General features: G+C 65.6%; 20 protein-coding genes and 1 pseudogene. 13 read left to right on the forward strand and 8 right to left on the reverse strand.

The window, feature by feature from the left end:
• The first annotated feature begins 264 nt into the window (after positions 1 to 264).
• Complete coding sequence (locus tag AU187_RS24830) at positions 265 to 936, forward strand: EthD domain-containing protein (protein ID WP_082683675.1); 672 nt, start codon at positions 265 to 267, stop codon at positions 934 to 936.
• Between the two features lie 62 nt (positions 937 to 998).
• On the opposite strand, the gene AU187_RS02040 is transcribed toward AU187_RS24830, so the two are convergent.
• The 5 genes from AU187_RS02040 to AU187_RS02060 all read right to left on the reverse strand — a co-directional run bounded on the left by AU187_RS02040 (position 999) and on the right by AU187_RS02060 (position 5,297).
• The gene (locus AU187_RS02040; protein ID WP_059100766.1) at positions 999 to 1,661 is read right to left on the reverse strand and encodes a TetR/AcrR family transcriptional regulator; all 663 of its coding nucleotides are present in this window, start codon (positions 1,659 to 1,661) and stop codon (positions 999 to 1,001) included.
• Between the two features lie 246 nt (positions 1,662 to 1,907).
• Positions 1,908 to 2,930: a 4-hydroxy-2-oxovalerate aldolase gene (gene dmpG / locus AU187_RS02045; protein ID WP_059100470.1), complete on the reverse strand. Its 1,023-nt coding sequence runs from the start codon at positions 2,928 to 2,930 to the stop codon at positions 1,908 to 1,910.
• The gene (locus tag AU187_RS02050) at positions 2,927 to 3,880 is read right to left on the reverse strand and encodes an acetaldehyde dehydrogenase (acetylating) (protein WP_059100469.1); all 954 of its coding nucleotides are present in this window, start codon (positions 3,878 to 3,880) and stop codon (positions 2,927 to 2,929) included. Before AU187_RS02050 ends, dmpG begins: the two co-directional genes overlap by 4 nt.
• A gap of 11 nt (positions 3,881 to 3,891) precedes the next feature.
• Positions 3,892 to 4,668, reverse strand: coding sequence for a 2-keto-4-pentenoate hydratase (locus AU187_RS02055; protein ID WP_059100468.1), 777 nt, complete (start codon positions 4,666 to 4,668; stop codon positions 3,892 to 3,894).
• Positions 4,665 to 5,297, reverse strand: coding sequence for a TetR/AcrR family transcriptional regulator (locus AU187_RS02060; protein WP_059100467.1), 633 nt, complete (start codon positions 5,295 to 5,297; stop codon positions 4,665 to 4,667). Before AU187_RS02060 ends, AU187_RS02055 begins: the two co-directional genes overlap by 4 nt.
• 105 nt (positions 5,298 to 5,402) lie before the next feature.
• On the opposite strand from AU187_RS02060, the gene AU187_RS02065 reads away from it, so the two are divergent.
• From AU187_RS02065 to AU187_RS02090, 6 genes and pseudogenes are all read left to right on the forward strand, one after another.
• Positions 5,403 to 7,001, forward strand: coding sequence for a bifunctional 3-(3-hydroxy-phenyl)propionate/3-hydroxycinnamic acid hydroxylase (locus tag AU187_RS02065; protein ID WP_059166195.1), 1,599 nt, complete (start codon positions 5,403 to 5,405; stop codon positions 6,999 to 7,001).
• Positions 6,998 to 7,871 (forward strand): annotated as a pseudogene (locus AU187_RS02070) (alpha/beta fold hydrolase). The gene AU187_RS02065 and the pseudogene AU187_RS02070 overlap by 4 nt, the downstream one beginning before the upstream one ends.
• On the forward strand, positions 7,868 to 8,872 hold the full coding sequence (locus AU187_RS02075) for a VOC family protein (protein WP_059166196.1): 1,005 nt from the start codon (positions 7,868 to 7,870) through the stop codon (positions 8,870 to 8,872). The pseudogene AU187_RS02070 and the gene AU187_RS02075 overlap by 4 nt, the downstream one beginning before the upstream one ends.
• A gap of 9 nt (positions 8,873 to 8,881) precedes the next feature.
• The gene (locus AU187_RS02080) at positions 8,882 to 9,916 is read left to right on the forward strand and encodes an amidohydrolase family protein (protein WP_059100463.1); all 1,035 of its coding nucleotides are present in this window, start codon (positions 8,882 to 8,884) and stop codon (positions 9,914 to 9,916) included.
• 206 nt (positions 9,917 to 10,122) lie between these two features.
• Entirely contained in the window at positions 10,123 to 10,374 is a 252-nt protein-coding gene (locus tag AU187_RS02085; RefSeq protein WP_059100462.1) for a type II toxin-antitoxin system ParD family antitoxin, read from the forward strand.
• Complete coding sequence (locus tag AU187_RS02090; protein WP_059100461.1) at positions 10,371 to 10,667, forward strand: type II toxin-antitoxin system RelE/ParE family toxin; 297 nt, start codon at positions 10,371 to 10,373, stop codon at positions 10,665 to 10,667. The genes AU187_RS02085 and AU187_RS02090 overlap by 4 nt, the downstream gene beginning before the upstream one ends.
• Before the next feature lie 136 nt (positions 10,668 to 10,803).
• On the opposite strand, the gene AU187_RS02095 is transcribed toward AU187_RS02090, so the two are convergent.
• The 3 genes from AU187_RS02095 to AU187_RS02105 form a co-directional block, all read right to left on the reverse strand.
• Entirely contained in the window at positions 10,804 to 11,706 is a 903-nt protein-coding gene (locus AU187_RS02095; protein WP_059100460.1) for an alpha/beta hydrolase, read from the reverse strand.
• A 273-nt stretch (positions 11,707 to 11,979) separates the two neighbouring features.
• On the reverse strand, positions 11,980 to 12,936 hold the full coding sequence (locus AU187_RS02100; protein WP_059100459.1) for an MOSC domain-containing protein: 957 nt from the start codon (positions 12,934 to 12,936) through the stop codon (positions 11,980 to 11,982).
• Positions 12,933 to 13,955, reverse strand: a complete 1,023-nt coding sequence (locus tag AU187_RS02105) for a hypothetical protein (protein WP_172800126.1) — start codon at positions 13,953 to 13,955, stop codon at positions 12,933 to 12,935. Before AU187_RS02105 ends, AU187_RS02100 begins: the two co-directional genes overlap by 4 nt.
• Positions 13,956 to 14,056: 101 nt before the next feature.
• Between AU187_RS02105 and AU187_RS02110 the strand changes: the two genes are divergently transcribed.
• From AU187_RS02110 to AU187_RS02135, 6 genes are all read left to right on the forward strand, one after another.
• Positions 14,057 to 14,665 carry a TetR/AcrR family transcriptional regulator gene (locus AU187_RS02110; protein ID WP_059100458.1) on the forward strand — a complete coding sequence of 203 codons (609 nt, stop codon included), beginning with the start codon at positions 14,057 to 14,059 and terminating at the stop codon, positions 14,663 to 14,665.
• Positions 14,666 to 15,205: 540 nt separating this feature from the next.
• Positions 15,206 to 15,700, forward strand: a complete 495-nt coding sequence (locus tag AU187_RS02115) for a hypothetical protein (RefSeq protein WP_059166198.1) — start codon at positions 15,206 to 15,208, stop codon at positions 15,698 to 15,700.
• 351 nt (positions 15,701 to 16,051) lie between these two features.
• Positions 16,052 to 16,474, forward strand: a complete 423-nt coding sequence (gene arr, locus AU187_RS02120; RefSeq protein ID WP_059166199.1) for an NAD(+)--rifampin ADP-ribosyltransferase — start codon at positions 16,052 to 16,054, stop codon at positions 16,472 to 16,474.
• A gap of 52 nt (positions 16,475 to 16,526) precedes the next feature.
• Entirely contained in the window at positions 16,527 to 17,039 is a 513-nt protein-coding gene (locus AU187_RS02125; protein ID WP_286131842.1) for a hypothetical protein, read from the forward strand.
• A 177-nt stretch (positions 17,040 to 17,216) separates the two neighbouring features.
• Positions 17,217 to 17,840: a TetR/AcrR family transcriptional regulator gene (locus tag AU187_RS02130; RefSeq protein WP_059100454.1), complete on the forward strand. Its 624-nt coding sequence runs from the start codon at positions 17,217 to 17,219 to the stop codon at positions 17,838 to 17,840.
• 150 nt (positions 17,841 to 17,990) lie between these two features.
• Entirely contained in the window at positions 17,991 to 19,352 is a 1,362-nt protein-coding gene (locus AU187_RS02135; protein ID WP_059100453.1) for a flavin monoamine oxidase family protein, read from the forward strand.
• The last annotated feature ends 30 nt before the right edge of the window (positions 19,353 to 19,382 follow it).

The following is a 19,382-nucleotide window of genomic DNA, read 5'->3' on the forward strand; positions in this document are numbered from 1 at the left end:
CAGCTGATTGCCTAATCAGCAACTTATCGAGGAGGCCAAGATGGACGTAGCGCAGGCAGCACGAACCGAACGAGCCGTTCAGGTCCACGACCGACAAATCTTCGTCACCGAAGCCGGTACCGGGCCTAAAGTCCTCCTCCACCGCGGGGGAGCCGACGCGGCCGGCGCGTCCAATTACGCCCCGCAACATCGACGCGCTGCCCGCGCGTTCAGCGTCGAACGGACCGTGCCGGCGATCCGTGCAGTCAACTCGGAGGCCGAGCGATGACCCTCGCAGTGGAAGGCGCGACTAAGACCTACACGTTTCTCCGCCGGGCTTCTCAACTGAGAAGGTCCGACTTCAGCAGCAACATTGGGCGAGCTTCCCTTCCCGAGGGCCGGAGAACGGAACGGAGTACGACATCGCGCGCCACGGTTCTGGGACTGGGGTTTCCTTTCGATGCCATCGAAGAGGTCTGGTGGGGCGATGGGGGTACCTCGCCTGGGCGGTCCCTTCTGGCGGCGAGCGGCGATCCTGCACGCAGCGTCACTTTCGACGCAGTCGAGAACGTCGTGGTGCCACGCCAGGAACGTGGCGGACAGGTCAAGCTCGTCATCGGCCTGCGGCGCCGGCCGGACGTGGACACGAGCACGTTCAGCGAGCACTGGGCGACCACTCACAGGGATGTGGTCCTGGGGCAGGAACGGTTTGCCAGGTTCCTCCGGGGCTACGTCCAGAATCACACGGTGCCCGGCACCGCGCGCTATCTGGACGGCCGGCCCGTTCCCGAACACGTTCAGTACGACGGAGTCATCGAGCAGTGGTTCGACTCGGTCCTGGACGCTGCACGTGCGTACGGCTCTTGCGGCTACCTCAAGCACGTCCGCGACGACGAATCCAACTTCATCAACGCCCGGCGGGCTCAGGTGACGTTCATGTCCGAGGTTCCCAGGTGAAGTGAGCGCACCCTGCATTCCCATGGCGCTTGACGGCACGCAGGCTTCTCTCGGAAACCCGATCAACGCCGCGTTGACTGCTTTGAGCGACTCCCGCGAGACGCAAGGCGTTCGGCGGCGGCCATCAGGGCGGCAGCCAAGACCTCAGCCTCGACGGTGATGTCCGCCCGGTCGCCATTGATCTCAGAGGCGACGAAAAGTCCGTCGGCCATCGCCATGGTTAACGCGCCCAGTTGTCGCGTGGCGCGCGCGTCGAGTTCTGGAAAGAGCTCGGTGTAGGAGTCGATCGTGCGGCGCAGTGCTTCGTTTCGCACCGAAAGAAACATCTTCCGCGCGGACGGTTCTTCGGCCCGCCGCTCGAGTGCCAGCATCAACCCCAAGCGTAGGAAGTCCGCGGAGTCGCGCAACGACTTGAGGGTGCGTTCCATCATCGCGGCCAGGCGTTGCTCCACAGTCTCGTTTTCGGGGCGAGGAGAAAAGCCGCCTGCGCCGGCCAGCCAGAGTCCGAAGCTGTGCTCGATCACCGCAGCGAGCAGCGCATCCTTGTCTTTGAAGTGCCAGTAAATCGAACTTGCTGGTAACCCGGAACGCTGGCTGACCGCGCCGATGGAGGTACCTTCGTACCCGCGTTCGGTAGCGATCTCGGTGGCCGCCAGCAAGATCTTCTGACGCGATTCCTCGCCATTCACTCTGCGTCTCTTGGTCCTTGCGTCGCCAGCCGTCATGTCCACCCCTTTCGGGAGGCAACCCATTCGACGCCATCCTCTCATCCACCTTGATGTAGTGATCACCTCAATAAGGGATGGGTGCGCATCACGGTCATCGACGAAGCCAAACGAATTGCCCCGACGGCCAGTTCGGTAGCGCGAGATTGAGCGCCGACACCGATGCGACGACCAAGACGAGCGACAGGCACATGGCGGCCAGCACGTCCTGGATGCCGGCCCTTCCCGCCGCTGACACGGCCGTGCTCACCGGCTAGCCCCGCAGTCGCTGGTGAGGTCCAGGGCGATGTCGACGAGCATGTCCTCTTGGCCGCCGACCATGCCGCGCCGGCCGGCCTCTTCCAGCAGCGTGCGGGCATCGACGTCGTAGCGCGCGGCGGCGGTATCGGCGTGGCGAAGGAAACTGGAGTACACCCCGGCATAACCGAGGGTGAGCGTTTCGCGGTCCACCCGTACCGGGCGGTCTTGCAGCGGCCGGACGATGTCGTCGGCGGCGTCTTCGAGGGTGTGCAGGTCGCAACCGTGGTGCCAGCCGAGTTTGTCCGCGGCGGCGATGAACACTTCAAGGGGGGCGTTACCGGCGCCCGCGCCCATGCCGGTCAGCGAGGCATCCACCCGGTTCGCGCCGTGTTCGACCGCGACGATCGAGTTCGCCACACCTAGTGAAAGGTTGTGGTGCGCGTGGATCCCTATTTCTGTTGTGGCGGACAGTTTTTGGCGCACGGCGTCGATGCGATCGGCGACGTCGCGCATGGTCATCGCCCCGCCGGAGTCGACGACGTAGACGCAGGTGGCTCCGTAGTCCTCCATGAGTTCGGCCTGCGCGGCCAGCGCGGTGGGGGTGGTCATGTGGCTCATCATCAGGAAGCCCACGGTGTCCATACCCAGGTCGCGCGCCGCGGCGATGTGCTGGGCGGAGATGTCGGCTTCGGTGCAGTGGGTGGCGACGCGCACGATGGTCGCGCCGGCGCGGTGGGCGTCTTTGAGGTTATGCACGCTGCCGATGCCGGGCAGCAGCAGGGTGGCGACCTTCGCGCGGTGCACGACGCCGGCGACGGCTTCGATCCATTCCAGGTCGGTGTGGGCGCCGAAGCCGTAGATGCAGCTCGACCCGGACAGGCCGTCGCCGTGAGCGACCTCGATGGAATCCACGCCGGCCTCATCGAGGGCCGTGGCGATGGCTTTGGCTTGGTCGACGGTGTACTGGTGACGGATGGCGTGCATGCCGTCGCGCAGCGTCACGTCGCTGATGTACAAATCGTGAGTCATCGTGTCGCTCCGGCGTTTTCATGGGCGTGTCTGGCAATGCGTTCGGCGGTGGCCTTGGCCGCCGAGGTCATGATGTCGAGGTTTCCGGCATAGGCGGGCAGGTAGTGTGCCGCGCCGGTGACTTCGAGCATGGCGGTGACGCGGGTGCCGGTGAACTTGCCGGTTTCGGGGATGTACAGCGGGTTGTCGGCGGTGAAGGTTTCGAACTGGACGCGCTGTTTGAGGCGGTATCCGGGGACGTAGCCGTTGACTTTGGCCACCATGGCCTCGATCGACCCTTCGACCGCTGCGTGGTCGGTGTCACCGTCGATGAGGCAGTACACGGTGTTGCGCATCAGGATGGGCGGGTCGGCGGGGTTGAGGATCATCACCGCCTTGCCGCGTCGGGCACCGCCGACCGAAACCAGTGCCGCCGAGGTGGTTTCGGTGAATTCGTCGATGTTGGCCCGAGTGCCGGCTCCGGCGGACTTCGATGAGATGGAGGACACGATCTCGGCGTAGGACACGATGCCGGCTTGGGCGACCGCGGACACGATCGGCACGGTGGCCTGGCCGCCGCAGGTAACCATGTTCAGATTCGGCGCGTCGAGGTGCTCGTCGAGGTTGACCACCGGCACGCAGTAGGGACCGATCGAGGCGGGCGTGAGGTCGAGCATCCGCACGCCGGTGGGCTCGAGTTTGGCCCAGTTGGCGCGGTGCGCCGAGGCGGACGTCGCGTCGAAGACCAGCTTGATCTCGTCGAACTGCGGCATGCCCAGCAGACCGTCGACGCCGTCGGCGGTGACCGGCACGCCCATCCGCTCCGCGCGGGCCAGGCCGTCGGAAGCGGGGTCGATGCCGACCATCGCCGCCGCACGCAGCGGTCCGTCGCTGCGCAGGATCTTGATCATCAGGTCGGTGCCGATATTGCCCGAGCCGATGATGGCGACAGGCCAAATCTGTTGTGCCATGGTCCTTCTTTCTAGGTGAAGGTGAGCGATACGGTGCCCAGGCCGGCGATGGTCGCAGTGGCGACATCGCCGACGTGGACGAACGCCGCGGAGGTGAACGAGCCGGACATGATGAACTGTCCGGCCGACAGCTCGGTGCCGAACTCGGCGAGCGCATTGGCCAGCCAGGCGACGGCGGCCGCGGGGTCGCCCATGACGGCGTCGCCGGTGCCGGAGTCGATGTCGACGCCGTTGAGGGTCAGCGTCGCTGCGGCACGGGGGAGTGCCAGGGCCGCGGTGTAGGGCACCCAGTCGCCGAGAATGATGTCGCCGGAGCTGGCGTTGTCGGCGACGGTGTCGGGCAGGGTGAGCTTCCAGTCGGCGATGCGGCTGTCGACGATCTCCAGTGCCACCGCCACCGATTCGGTGGCGGCGTACACCGCGGAGGTGTCCACGCCCGGCCCCCGTAGTGGGCGCTTCAGGAGGAAGGCGACCTCGGGTTCTACCCGTGGTGCGCAGAACCGCTCGGTGGCCACGCTCTGGCCGGCGATGACCATGTCGTCGACGATGAATCCGAAGTCCGGTTCGTCGACACCGAGCAGGGTTTGCATCGGTGCGGAGCTGAGTCCGATCTTGCGGCCGACGAGCCTGGCGCCGGCGGCCAGGCGTCGGCCGAGGTTGATCTGCTGAATGCCGTAGGCGTCGGAGACGTCGAGGCAGGGGTGCGTTTCGGTCAGCGGAGCGATCGGGGTGCGGGCATGCTGGGCGGTCCAGAGCCGTTCGGCGGCCTCTCGGATGATCGCCGTCACTGGGCGGCCTCCTCGATCAGGCGCCGGGCGGTGTCCACCACGGCGCGGGCGTGCATGTCGAACATGGCGATGAGGTCGAGTGCGTCGCCCGCTACTTCCTTGGCGATGAACAGTCCGTCCGCGCCGGCCAAGGCGTAGGTGGCCAGCTGGCGCGCGTCGGCGCTGGTCAACTCCGGCGCAAGTTGGGACACCGTGTCCTGCAGTTGGCCGTGCGCCTGCTCGCGAACCTGGAGGTACATCGCTCGGGCGCGGGGTTCCACGGGCCGGCGTTCCAGGGCGAGCATGAGGCCGAGGCGGATGAAGTCGGGGGAGTTCAGCAGCGCCTTGGCGATCTGGGTGGACACCGCGGTGGCGCGGTCGACGGTTTCGCCGTCGGCGGGCATCTCCCAGGCCGACAGCCAGGAGCCGAAGCTGCGCTCGATCACGGCGGCCAGAAGGTCGTCTTTGTCCTTGAAGTGCCAGTAGATCGAGCTGGCCGGCAATCCGCACTTGGTGCTCACCGCCGCGATGCTGGTTCCTTCGTATCCGCGTTCGCTGGCGATCTCCGTGGCCGCGTCGAGAATCCGGTTCCGCGAAATCTCACCGTCGGCGCGGCGGCGCCGAGTAGTTCGTGGGTCTTCGCTCGTCATGGCGTCTCTTCCTGTGGACCTTGACTCCGTAGTGATCGCTACATTAGCGTAGTGATCGCTACAGGACAAGTGCCGGTGACGGTGCGCAACGATTGAGGGTCATCAGTGAGCGAGACAGGGACGCAGGCGCCGGCCGGGCCGGTGGACGCCTATGACGTGGCAGTGATCGGCTACGGACCCACCGGCGCCACCGCCGCCAATCTGCTGGGGCAACTCGGACTGAACGTGGTCGTCGTCGAACGCGACCCCGACGTGTACGGGCGGGCGCGGGCTATCTCGACCGACGAGGAAGTGCTGCGGACCTGGCAGTCCGTCGGCTTGGCGGATCGACTGCAACAGGACATGCTGCCCGATCGGCCGGTGGCCTTCGTCGATGCAGACGGCAGGCCCTTCATCGAGACCACCATCACCGCGCGGGGGTGCGGGCATCCGCCGCAGCAATTCATCTACCAACCGGCCATCGACCACGTGCTGCGCGAGGGTGTCGCACGGTTTCCCAACGTCGAGGTGCGGCTCGAACACGAGTGCCTGCGAGCGCTCAACAAGGGCGACCACGTCGAACTGCTCGTCGCCGACATGCAGAAGTATTCGTTCAAGCGCATCCACGCCTCCTACGTGATCGCTGCCGACGGGGGCTCCTCACCGACGCGGGGGCTGCTGGGCATCGGCTACTCCGGCAAGACCTACGGTGAGCGCTGGGTCGTGATCGACACCAAGGTGCTCAAGGAGTGGGATGCCCACGACCGCTTGCGATTTCATTGCAACCCCGAGCGGCCCACCGTGGACTGTCCGACACCGCTGGGCCATCACCGCTGGGAGTTCCCAGCTCGCGCCGAAGAGGACGAGAGGGTGCTCGTCAGCGACGACTACGTGTGGCGGGTCCTCAACGACCAGGGCATCACCCGTGAGAACGTCGAAATCCTACGGGCGGTGGTCTACAGTCACCACGTCCGCCTGGCCGACCGGTGGCGGGTCGGGCGAGTGTTCCTCGCCGGTGACGCCGCCCACGCCATGCCGCCCTGGATCGGCCAGGGCATGTCCGCCGGCGTCCGTGACGCCGCCAACCTGTGCTGGAAAATCGCCGCAGTACTGCGGCGCCAGGCACCGGAGAAACTTCTCGGTTCCTATGAGACAGAACGCAAACCACATGTGACCGAGGTGACACGACGGGCGGTGCGCGTCGGACGCGTCATCACCGAACGACACCCCTTTATCGCAGGGTTGCGGAACCACTCGTTGCGGGTCATCACGAAGATTCCGGGCGTCTTCGCGGGCGGACAGAAGCTGTTCTGGATCCCCGGCGCCCACTACGCTGACGGCTTCCTGGCCGGCGGCCACCAAGCCGTCGGATGGCTCATCCCACAGCCCTGGGTCACCGACTCCACCGGCGAATCCCGTCGTCTCGACGACGTGCTTGCCGGCCGATGGGCCCTCCTGCACACCACCGAACGATGCCCGGGAGCCTCGGCGTGGACACAGCGCGGGGTGCCGGCGTTCCGCCTCGGCCACGACCTCAAAGACCGCGACGGCACGCTGATCCGATGGCTGTCGCACAAGAAGGCGGGGGTGGTCGTGTTGCGCCCTGACGGATTTATCTACGCCGCAGCCGAATACGGCCAGCCACTCCCGCCACCGCCGACCGGCTTCACCGCCGACGCACCGACCGCCGCCGACACCCACATCGAACAGGGAGCCATCGCATGACCACCGCCAACCTCACCGAACACACCGTCACCGTGAACGGCAAGCCGATCTTCTACGCCGAGACCGGCACGGGCCCCGCCGTGGTCATGCTGCACGGCGGCGGGCCCGGGGCCTCCGGGGTGTCCAATTACTCACGCAACATCGACGCCCTCGCCCAGCACTACCGCGTCATCGTGCCCGACATGCCCGGCTACGGGCGGTCGGTCAAAGGCGTCGACCAGTCCGACCCGTTCGGCTATCTCGCCGACATGATCCGCGGACTGCTCGACGCACTTCACATCGACACCGCGCACCTCATCGGCAATTCCTACGGCGGCGCCGCGGCGCTGCGGCTCGCGCTGGATACCCCCGACCGCGTCGACAAGCTCGTCCTCATGGGACCCGGCGGGATCGGCACCACCAAGGGCCTGCCCACCGCGGGGCTGAACACCCTGCTCGGCTACTACGGCGGCGACGGACCCAGCCGCGACAAACTCGAGGCGTTCATCCGCACCTACCTCGTCTATGACGGCGCCTCGGTGCCTGATGACCTCATCGACCCGGCGCCATCAGGCCTCCATCGACCCTGAGGTGGTGGCCAATCCGCCGCTGCGCCGGCCGTCGGGTCCGTTGGCCCTGCGCACCCTGTGGCGCATGGACCTCACCCGCGACTCGAGGCTGAAGAACCTCCAGACGCCGACCCTGATCTTGTGGGGACGCGACGACAAGGTCAACAAACCCTCCGGCGGTCCGGCACTGCTCAACACCATGCCCAACGCCGAGCTGGTGATGACCTCGCACACCGGTCATTGGATGCAGTGGGAACGCGCCACCCTCTTCAACCAGCTCGTCGCCGAATTCCTCAGCGCGCAAGGAGCATTCGCGTCATGACCGTCAACGACGTGTTCGGCAACGTCCACCTCGGCTACATCGTCATCGAAACCGAGCGCTTCGCCGACTGGCGCCGCTTCGGCCGCGACGCCATCGGCATGCACCTCGACGAGACCCTGCCCGACGCCATGCGCTTCCGCCTCGACGACAACGAATGCCGCTTCCTGCTGCAGCGCGGGCCCGCCGAGGACGTCACCGCGCTCGGCTGGCAACTCGACGACCACGACACCTTCGACGAGATCCTCGCGCGCGTCACCCGCCACGGCGTCCCCGTCACCGACGGCGCCCCGGAGGAGGCGGCCCTGCGCGGAGTGGAGCGCCTTGTGCGCATTCCCGGGCCGAACGGCCTGGCTCAGGAGCTGTTCACCCGCGCCCACACCAGTGATGCCCCGCTGGACATGATCGCTCGACGGTTCGTCACCGGCGAATCCGGCATGGGCCACGTCGCCATCACCAGCAAGAAGCCGCATCAGATGCGCGGGTACTACAACACCGTGTTCGACGCCCGACTCACCGATTACATCGACGAGACGATCAGCGGCGTCAAACTCAAGATCCGGTTCCTGCGGGTCAACGAGCGCCACCACTCCGTGGCGATCGCCGCCGTGAACAAGTTCCCGCTCAACCCGATTCGCGCCCGCGTCCAACACCTCAACATCCAGGTCGCCGACCTCGACGACATGACCGCCGCCTATCAGCGGGTCAAAGAGCTTGGCTTTGACATGGCGCTGAGCGTCGGGCAACACACCAACGACAAGGAACTGTCGTTCTACGCGATGACCCCCTCAGGGTTCGAATGGGAAGTCGGGTGGAACCCCATCGTCATCGACGAAACGACGTGGGAACCCACCACCTATCAGGGCATCAGCATCTGGGGACACACCCCGGAGGGCCACACCATCGTCGACAAGCTGAACCAATTCAAAGTCGGCGCGCAGTCGCTGCTCCACCGCGAAGACCCGGTTCCCGCACTGGCCGGCGCCGGCATCCCGGACAACTGAGGAGCAGCCATGGGCCGCATCGACACCCACCACCACCTGATCCCCGACCTCTACCGACAGGCGCTTCACAACGCCGGCATCAGCGACGCCGGCGGACGGCCACTGCCGGACTGGTCCACCGAAGACTCCCTCAAAACCATGGCCACACTCGGGGTCACCACGTCGATCCTGTCGGTGTCTACGCCGGGCACCACGTTCCTGCCCGCAGCGGCCGACGCCGCAGCCCTGGCGCGCGACCTCAACGACCACACCGCCGCGCTCGTCGCCGCGCAACCCGACCGCTTCGGCTTCTTCGCCACCGTGCCCATGCCCCACGTCGACGAGTCGGTCGCCGAGGCCACGCGAGCGCTCGACGAGCTGCACGCCGACGGTGTCGTGCTGCTCGCCAACAACGCCGGTACGTATCTCGGGCAGGACGGACAGGACGACTTGTGGGCCGCGCTCGACGCACGCTCTGCGGTGGTGTTCATCCATCCCGCCGACCTGCCCGGGCCGACCGTGCCCGGAGTGCTGCCCTTCGCCGCGGACTTCCTGCTCGACACCACCCGTGCCGCGTACCTGTTGGTGCGCAACGGTATTCGTCGCAAGTACCCAAATATCAATTTCATCCTCAGCCATGCCGGCGGGTTCGTGCCGTACGCCAGCCACCGCATGGCAGTCGCGATCATGGGCGACACCGGCCGCAACCCGGCAGACAGCCTCGACGACTTCTCCAGCTTCTACTTCGACACCGCCCTGTCTTCGAGCGCCGCCGCGCTACCGACCCTGCTGGCGTTCGCCAAACCCGGCCACATCACCTTCGGCTCGGACTGGCCGTTCGCCCCTATCGCAGCCTCGCAGCTGTTCGCCGCCGGACTGGACACCTACGTCGGCCTCGACGACCGAACCCGCCAGGCCATTGACCGGGACAATGTCCTGAGTCTGTTTCCTCGGCTCGGTAAGGTCACTGGCCCGATTCCGCAGAGCCGACTGGAACGCGCGCGCGGCACCGCGAGTCGCACGGTCATGCGAGGCGTGGTCAAGTTGATGAACACCACGAGCTGATGTCGAGTAACAGGAACCCGAGGAACAATGCCCCATGTCGCCGGATCGACTCCGCCGGGTCCACCGCGCTCTTCTTCGCCAAGACCTCACCGGCACGACATCGATGGAAGCGATGTGACCGCCTTCTCGGCGATCGGGATGCTTGGGGACGGTGGGACCGCCGAGCATCGAAGGCATGTGTACCAATAGTTGGTACAGTCAGTTGCATGGGAAGGAACACCTCATTCAGCCTGGACGACCATTACAACGCGTTCATCGAGGATGAGGTCGCATCGGGCCGCTATCGCTCAGCCAGCGATGTCGTGCGGGCCGCATTGCGACTACTCGAGGATCGCGAGACGCGATTGCGCGCACTGCGTCAGTCCTTGATTGTCGGTGAACGCAGTGGCGCGTCGACAGCATTCGACTTCGATGAATTTGTCTCGCGAAAGCGGGCCGAGGAACCGCGTGGGCGGTGAGTCGCTATGTACTCTCACCTGCCGCGCAGGCGGACCTAAGTGACATCTGGGACTACACCTCCGAGCGTTGGAGCGAAGATCAGGCTGAGACCTACATCCGTGAGATCCAGCGAGCGATCGAGCGGTTAATGGACCATCCTCTGATCGGGCGTGTGTGCGACGAGGTACGCGAGGGCTACCGGAGGTACGCGGTCGGATCGCACACGCTGTACTACCGGATTGCTGGCGACGACCTGATTGACGTGGTGCGCATCCTCCACAAGCGGATGGATGTCGATCGACACCTCGACTGAAACGCTCGTAGGACATGAAACGCTGAAGTCGGGCTGTGCACGCACCTTCGGGATGACCGGATCGAAACTACCTGCGCGAGTGTCGAACTGGCGTCGAACATTCTCTAAAGGAGTCGGCGGGCAGTACCGCTTGACATCATGAATCCTTCTTTTGCTCAGTGTTTTCGAGCACGCTGGCGACGAACGCGATCTGATCGGCGACGACGTTGCCTCGGTTCTCGGGGCGGTAGATGCCGAAGTGGCTCACCGGATACCTGCGAACTCGGCCGCGTGGTGCCCGCTGCTCGAGCTCAATGCTGTCGGCGCCGAGCGTTTCCCGGTCGAAGTCCGCGAGGCAGACCAGCACCGGCATCTGCAATCGCTCCGCGAACCGCCCGGGTTTGTACCGCATCATGTCCAGCAATCCGCGCGGGGCGACCAGGTTTCGCCACGACTCACTCGCAATCTCCGAGGTCGCCTGTACTGCTTCGGAACTCCCGATGACAGCGACCTCATCCGGAGTCCCGATCACTTTGATGTAGTACGGGGCGAGTCCGAGCGTGCCGCGCAGCTTGTCGAACAGAATTGCGGTCAGCAGCCTCAGGGTCGTCGGCGTCGACCGTTGCTCGACTTTCTTGGGGAATCCGTTGAATGGCACCTGGGCGACCACGGCGCAGATTCGGGGATCCTCGGCCGCAACGGTGACGACGTGACCGCCGCCCAGCGAGGTGCCCCACAGCGTCACGAGCTCGGGGTCGACATCGGGGCGGCGGCGCGCGTAGCCGATGGCCGACCGGATATCGGCAAGCTGACCCACGATGTCCACCAACTGCCGTGGCTCGCCGGAACTCGAACCAAAGCTGCGATAGTCGAAGGTGATCGCGACGAACCCGGCGTCGGCGAAGGCGCGGGCGGTGAACACCAGCGACGGGGTGTCCTGAGTTCCGGCGAAACCAGTGCACAGGATGACGCACGGGCGCCGGCCTTCAGCGTGGGGCAGATAGGCCTGCCCGACGCATGAGGTCCCGCCGGAGTCGAACTGTACGAGGGTGGTTCCCATGAGAGTCCTTTCAGGTCAGGCGAACTGAGCCGCGAGAATCCTCTTGAGCAGCTCGATGAGCTGGCGACGGTACGTCCGGTTGCTCGACCTCTCGCACACTGGCTCGGGTCGAGCGTCAGTCCACACACTGACCTTGGGCCCTTCCGTCCGAGCCACAGCTTCATCGTCGTTTCGCGTGGAGAGTATGGCGCATCTGGATTCTCACCTATTCCCAGCTGCACAACACTTCGACAATTACGCAGAAGCATGTCGTCGTGGTGGAGATGGCCCGGCCTAGCGTCGCTTGGCTTCTCCCGCGGGCGGCGTCCCGATCATGGCCGCGACCGCCTCCTCTGGGGGCTCGACGCGTTGGATGCCAATCGGATCGCCGACGCGAACCACGCCGGTCCTGATTACTTTTGCATAGCTTCCGGCACAGGCGACTTGGCCCAACGGACCCAGTTGCTTCCGGCCGACTCGAGCGATCGCCTTCAGCACCCCCAGGTCCCTCGGCAAGCCGGGTTGTGCGAGCGTCGTCATCACGCAACGCGGCACGGGCAGCACGACATGGATGACCACCTCGGTGCCGATGTGGAGATGACAGCCCAGCCAGTCGTCTTCCTCGCCGAGTTCGCCGCCGTCGTCGATGAGGATGTTCGGCCGCAGCCGGCGCGGATCCCAGTCACCGGCCGGGTATTCGGCGGCCAACCCGCGCAGCGTGCCGGCGGCCAGGATATGCAGCGGGCCGATGTCCAGCAGGGTGCCAGGTGCTGCCATTCCGACGGCGAAGTCCCTCACCCGCTCACCGTCTTCGTCGCGGAACAGGGGCCTCATTGCGCCTGGTTCGACATCCGCGATGCCAGGCATAGCCAACTCCGAAGATGCTCCCTCCGGCGCGCCGGTGAGCAGGCGCACGTCGCGGCCCATCAGCGCCGACACGCGGCGCGCGAGCTCAGACGGGTCATCCCGCACGACCGCGCCGTCGGGGAAGGAGACCTCTATCGGCGGGGCTGGCGCGTCGCGACGCGGCGGCGACAAGAAGCGCGCCCGGCACCCCATCAGCGCGCCATAGCGCTTAGGGCGCTTGGCGCTGACCACCTTGCCCGCCTCGATGTCCAGGAATCCGTACGCGCGGTCTCCCACCACCCCGTTAGGGCCGACCAGGACTTCCCGAACTTCCTCGCCCACCATCGATTTGACGGGGTACTGCCAGAGCCGGCCAACATGTGCGGTCGTCGTTCCTGGTTTCATCGAGCCACCGCCCGCACTTGCGCCGAACGGTGGCCTGCTACGTCCGTTGACTCCGCACGGCGCACCAGCGCGAGCGCGAGTCCGACCCCCGCCCAGCAGAGCAGCACGACAAGTGCCGTACCGATCCCGGCGCCGTCGAAGTAGGCGGTCCCACGCAGGGCGGTGCCTGTCGCACCCGGTGGGAATAGTTGGCCGAGCCAGCCGAGGGGCAGCAGTTCGGGGGCGGAGGCGACGCCGGAGTTCGGGTTGCCGACCAGCATGATCAGCACGGCCATGATGCCGATCCCGGCGCGGTCGATCAATCGATGTAGTCCGATGACCGGTAGGGCAACGGCCAGCATGCCGAGCGCGATCACCGAGGCATTCGCCCAATAGTTGCCGCCGAGCGCGTCGAACCAGCCCTGGAGCACGCCGGCGAGCGCAAGCCCGGCACCTACGCTGGCCAAAAGCGCGGTCGCGATGCGGTCGCGGATTCGGCGTAGCCGCAGGGACGATATGACGCCGACCAGGAGTCCCCCCACCGCTAGAGGCAGTGCGCCCGCGCTGAAGATCACGCCTCGGGGATCGCCGTCGGCGGCGGGCGCCACGTCGATCACCAAGGGGGGCGGTGAGCCCTGCTGGGCGGCCATGCCTTGGGCGGCCTGGCCGAGCAGCTGGGCGACCAGCGGGCTCGCGGCGCTGGCTGTCAGGAGCTGTGCACCATGCGGGCCTAACACGAAGGCGCCGTATGCCTCTCGGTCTTCGATCGCCGTGACGGCAGCGTTGCGGTCGGACACCTCGATGATGTCGATGCCGCCCTCGCCGAACGCCTCTTCGAGCTGGGCCGTTACGGCGGTCGCGGCCTCGGCCGATGGTGCCGCGACAGCTAGCGGGACAGAGCGCGGCTCGAGATCGCTCGTGGGCCAGGCGAACGCTGCGAGCAACACGGTCAGCAAGGCGACCAGACCGAGCGCGGCGCGGATGGTCCCGGGGATATCGGGGCGCGCTGAGGGCTCGGCGGTGGCAGGGATGCCAGTCATCTACCTCTCCTAAAACGAATACTCATTCAGTATGGACAGGTTGCAGCGTCACGCCGAAGAATGTCAAGAACGGACGTTCATTTTTATGCCATGGTGTTGCTATGCCTAAGGTCAGCGAGGAGCATCGGGCCGCACGCCGGGAGCAGATCATCGACGCGATGCTGCGTTGTGTGGCTCGCGACGGCTTTCACAAGACGACCATGGCCGCCGTGGTCGCGGAGTCCGGCCTGTCAGCGGGCGCGGTGTACCTTTATTTCAAGGACAAAGACGACCTGATCCGGGCAATCGCGGAGACCGTGGCCGGCGAGGGACTGTCAATCGTGCTGGATAGTGCGGCCGCCGAGGTCCCTCCGCCAAATGAGGTGCTCGCGGCGGTGCTGGAGCGGATCATCGCATTAGGGGAGGAGCGCGGGGTCGAACTACATCGGGTGGCGCTGCAGGCCTGGGCCGAGGCCGCTCGGGCACCCGAGATCGCCGCGATCTACCGCCGCGAAGGTAACCGCGGTCGTGCTGCGTGGACTACCTATGTCGAGCGCGCGATCGCCGCCGGGCACCTGCCGAGACACGCTGACCCGGTGCGGACCGCTCACGCGTTGATCGGACTGATCCCCGGCTTCATGGTGCAGCGACTGTTCTTCGAAGACCTCACCCCCGAGTCATATGCCGCTGGCCTAGCCGACCTGATGGGTTGTCAGGCCAAATCCACGTGATAGCCGCTGCGCAGGATTCAACCCGAAGCCGACACGGGAAAGACACACCGAAGGGACGGAACCCCGAGCTCACGGCGGGCGCAGTGGCAGGAATACTGGCGACAGCGACACGTCGAACTGGGCAGATCGCTGCGGTACATACGACGCCGAGCGTGAGAACCGACGTCGTCCGCATCCCGTCGGTTCTCACGGACCGTGGCGGAATCTCATGAGTGACGGCGAAGTGATCGCGGACCCACGATATTTCTGTCACACGTGATTGTTCAGCCCACAGGCGCGTCGACGGCCATGTGACGATCATGACCACCCGGTGATGGACCGGACCCATACCTAGCGCTCGCCCATGCTCAGCCCGACGCTGTACGTAACCGTCCTGTGGCCCTGCGGAGCTTACGGGGCCGATCAGCCGGTGCCAGGGCGGCCCGCCATCGGTACAGCCCGTTACGCCAGCGGTATTTGCCGGTGGCTTATCTTGAAACGGTCGTCCCACGGAACGAGGGAGAGCCCACGAATGGTGTCGGAGCGACGGGAGGATCGGCAGTGAAGGGTTGGACGATGGCGGGCAGTCATCCCGCTGACTACAAGTTCGAACCCACGGGGGAGAAGATCGACAACAACGTTGTGGTGCGGCTGCGAGCCGTAAACGACAAGGCGACAGGATTCGGCACAATGATGCAGACGATCGCCCCGACAAAGTATCTCGGAACCCGTGTCCGGCTGTCTGGTTCGTTGAAGGGCAACGGTATTGAAGGGTGGGCAGGCCTCTGGCTGCGGGTCGACAGTCAGCAGGGCGCTCCGTCGGCCTTTGACAATATGCAGGACCGCCCGGTCCGGGGTTCGACTGATTGGTCGCGTGAAGAGGTTGTCCTCGATGTCGACGAGCACGCGACCGCAATCGCTTTCGGGGTGCTGCTTTCTGGAACGGGATCCGTGGACGTCATGAGACTTCAGTTCGAAGAAGTCGACCCGGGTGTCCCCGTGACGGGCGTGCCGCAGGTGACGGAACCGGTAAATATCGACTTCGGGGACGAGTGAGCGCTCGCGCGGCGGTTCCGTGGCCCAGTGTTCGCGCGGGGCACGATGTCGGTATCGAGGGGTAAAGGACGGCTGGAAGCCTTCGGTCGTGGTGAGCGGCGGCGCTGGCACATGCGTGATCGTGCTAAATAGCTTCGGTATCAGAGTGATTCGGGCAATTGACGTCTGACGTTTACGCGGCCAGGCTTCCGAGTCTGCCGCTGCCAGCCGAAGTACCGCCCGGCAGCTTCCCGCATACAAGATCCGCGGCGCTCTTTCCACTTTCAGGATAACGCCGGATGGGGGGCTTGCGGCAAGGCCCGGGTGGTGCTGCATGCTTGCGTGTCTCAGCAGCTCGTTCAAAGGATTCCAGTGTCCAAGCCGCTTGATGAAGGTCCGTTCTTCCATGGCACCACCGCGGAGTTGAAGGTGGGTGAGTTCCTCACCGCGGGTCATCGATCGAACTACCGGCCCGAAATCGTGATGAACCACATCTACTTCACCGCTTTCGTTGATGGGGCTGGCCTTGCTGCGGAGATCGCCGCAGAACTCGCTGAGGGCCAAGCCTTTCCGAGGGTGTACGAAGTAGAGCCAACCGGGGAGTTCGAGAATGACCCGAACGTGACCGACAAAAAGTTCCCCGGCAACCCCACTCGGTCGTACCGCAGTACGGCCCCACTGCGGATCGTTTGCGAGATCACCCAGTGGACGCGACTGACGCCTGAGCAGTTGCAGACGTGGCGGGAACGTTTGTCTGCGGTCCTCTCAAGCGAGCGTGGAGAGATTCTCAATTGAGAAGTTCCACGCCACCACAGCGGGGCCGGGCCATTGCGTCCAGGACATCGGCTTGGTCTGGCGCAGCGGGCGGCGCATCTATCGCCGCCGCGTCTCGCAAGCAGCGCCGCTCTATTACGCGCAAGCCGTGACCCAGCTGGTTATGCCCTTGAAGTGCCCCCCGGCTTTCCTGGAGTGTGGTGGCATGCAACGTAATGTGCTCATTCGCACCTTTGCCGCACTGCGGTTCATTACCGGCATCGCCGCATGGTTGGCTCCGAGCACGACGGGCCGGCTCATGGGACTCAGTTCCGGTCGCGACCAACCGTTCACCACGCAACTCTTTGGCTCACGTGAACTGACGTTGGCAGTCGCGATCACCGACGCCGCGTCACCGCGACTGCAGAAGCGTGCACTTCAGCTTGGACTCCTCACCGACGTCTTGGACGTCATCGCTGCCGTGCGCGGGGTCCGTGCCCGCACCCTGTCGACCACCGGCGCCGTCGTCGCCGGTGGTGGCGCCGCGTTGTTCGCCGGCCTGGGGGTCGCATCACTGAACGCTCGGGACCATTCGGCGGTGCGTTAGGAACAGCGCACGTCGAAGGAATCGCTTTGTGAGACATACGGCGGTGGACGTGCTGTGAGACAGGTCAGAACCCCAGCACAGCGCCAACCCTTTGCGTGCCGTGTATTAGGTCGGTTGTCCGACCTAAGCTAGCGCTCAAGTGCTTAACATTCATCGGCGGCGCGAGTGAGGGTCTAGATGGCTTACGTCAAGGCGGCTGAGCGCGAGGAGCAGATCGTCGCGGCGGCCAGAAGGGTGCTGGCGGCCGTGGGCGTGTCGGCGACGACGTTGCGTGCGGTCGCGGCCGAGGCCGGCATCGCGTTGGGCACACTGCACTACGTCTTCCCGTCGAAAGAAAAGATGTTGCAGGCGGTGATCGCCGCGGTTGTCGGCGAGGTCGTGGATACGGTGGCAGTCGATCTAGAGCTTGATCGCGGTGTGGAGCACGCGATCCGGCAAGGCGCCCTGCGCTTTTGGGACGCCTTGGTCGAAGGTGATGTCGGTGTGCAGATCATGCAATACGAGTTGGCTATGTACTCAGCGCGAACCAAAGCGGCGGGCGGTCTGGCGCTATACGAGCAGTACACGTCATTGATCACCGAATTGTGCGAGCAAGCGGCCAGGTCCGCTGGCGAGCGCTGCTCCATCGACTTTCACACCCTCGGCCGCCTCTGCCTCGCCGTCGTCGATGGCCTGATCGTGCAGTACGTGGCCAATCCGGATCCCGATCGCGCCCATCGCGACCTCAACCGCGCACTCGACATGATCGTCGCGTTCGCTGACCCGCAACCGGTCACCAAACGGGCGAAGCGCCGCGGCTAACCGCCCCAAGCGACTGTGACCGGATCGCCGGGCCATTGCGCTCACGCCCCTCGGTGCGTTACCGTAAAGTCTCGGTCGGTCGACCGACTTATATTTAGATTGCCGAAGCACGCCTCCCTGCGTGCTCGGGCGGCGGGCGGAAGACTACAGATGACTCAACACCCGGCACCGACGACGGAAACGCCGCGGTCCACAACGGTGGCGGTGGTAGGTGCGGGATTGTCCGGACTGATGGCAGCCCGCGAGCTGCACCGACAAGGCGTCGACGTCCTCATGCTCGAGGCGGCCGACAGGCTGGGCGGACGAGCGATGACCGAAACGACCGCTCTGGGCTCGCGGGTGGACCTGGGCGGGCAGTGGATCGGCCACAACCACCACCACATCGTGGACCTGGCCGCCGAGCTGGGCCTCACCCAGTTCCGGATGCACACAAGCCCGTTACCGGACGTGATCGCGGGATCCCGCCGCATACGGCCGATCTCGCCGTCGATGCTTCTGGCCGGTCTCGTCCTTGGCGGCGTCGAGCTGTTGTCGCGCAGCCGAGCGTCGCAGCGATGGAACACGGTGACCGTTGACGCGTGGCTGCGCAGGCTCCCGGGGCGCACGGCGCGACGGCTACTCGAAGTCATCGCATTGATCTCCTGGACCGCCGACCTGGATCGCTTCTCGATCCACGCCATGGTGAACACGATCCGCCAACAGGGCGGTCTGAAGACCATGCTGTCAACCACCGGTGGCGCTCAAGAATCGTTGCTCGCCGAAGGGGCAGGGGCACTGGTCGACGGGTTGGCCGCCGAGCTCGGTCCGCGAGTCTGCTTGAGCCGCCGCGTCACAGCGATTGACCGAGGTGACCGCGGCGTCACCGTCCGCACCACCTCCGGCGACATCCGAGCCGCCAAAGTCATCGTCACCGTTCCGCCGCCGATCGCCGGACGCATCAGGTTCGAACCACCGCTTCCCTCCGACCGGGTCGCGCTGTCCCGCAACACCTACATGGGCTCGGTCTACAAGGCGATCGCCGTCTACGACCGACCCTTCTGGCGAGAACGCAGTCGCGGTGAGTTGATCGTCCTCGACAACCCCGGCAGGGCCGTTTTCGACACCACCCCGCCCAATGGGCCCGGACACCTGTGTGTGCTCGTGGCAGGACCAGAGGCACGCGAACTCGATGGGCTCGATGCAGCCGGGCGTCGCACCGCGGTACTTGACGCGGTGGCCCGACACCTTGGATCCGAAGTGCTCGAGCCAGCCGGCTGGCACGAGAAATCCTGGCACCTCGACGAAAACGTCGGCGGCGGTTACGTCGCATTGCCCTGCCCGGGAAGCACCGAAGGGCTGGCCCCCGTGCCATCCGCACCTGTCGGTGACATCCATTGGGCCGGCGCCGAGACAGCCAGTCACCACCCCGGTTACCTCGACGGGGCCATCGAATCGGGCTTGCGCGCAGCCAACGAGGTCATCGAAGCTCTATCGAAGTGCCTGCCGGGACGAGCGTCGGTGGACAGCCGTTGAGTGACCGGGTTCCGTGGCGAGATACAGTGC

It is taken from the genome of Mycobacterium sp. IS-1556 (assembly GCF_001499985.1).
GTDB lineage: Bacteria > Actinomycetota > Actinomycetes > Mycobacteriales > Mycobacteriaceae > Mycobacterium.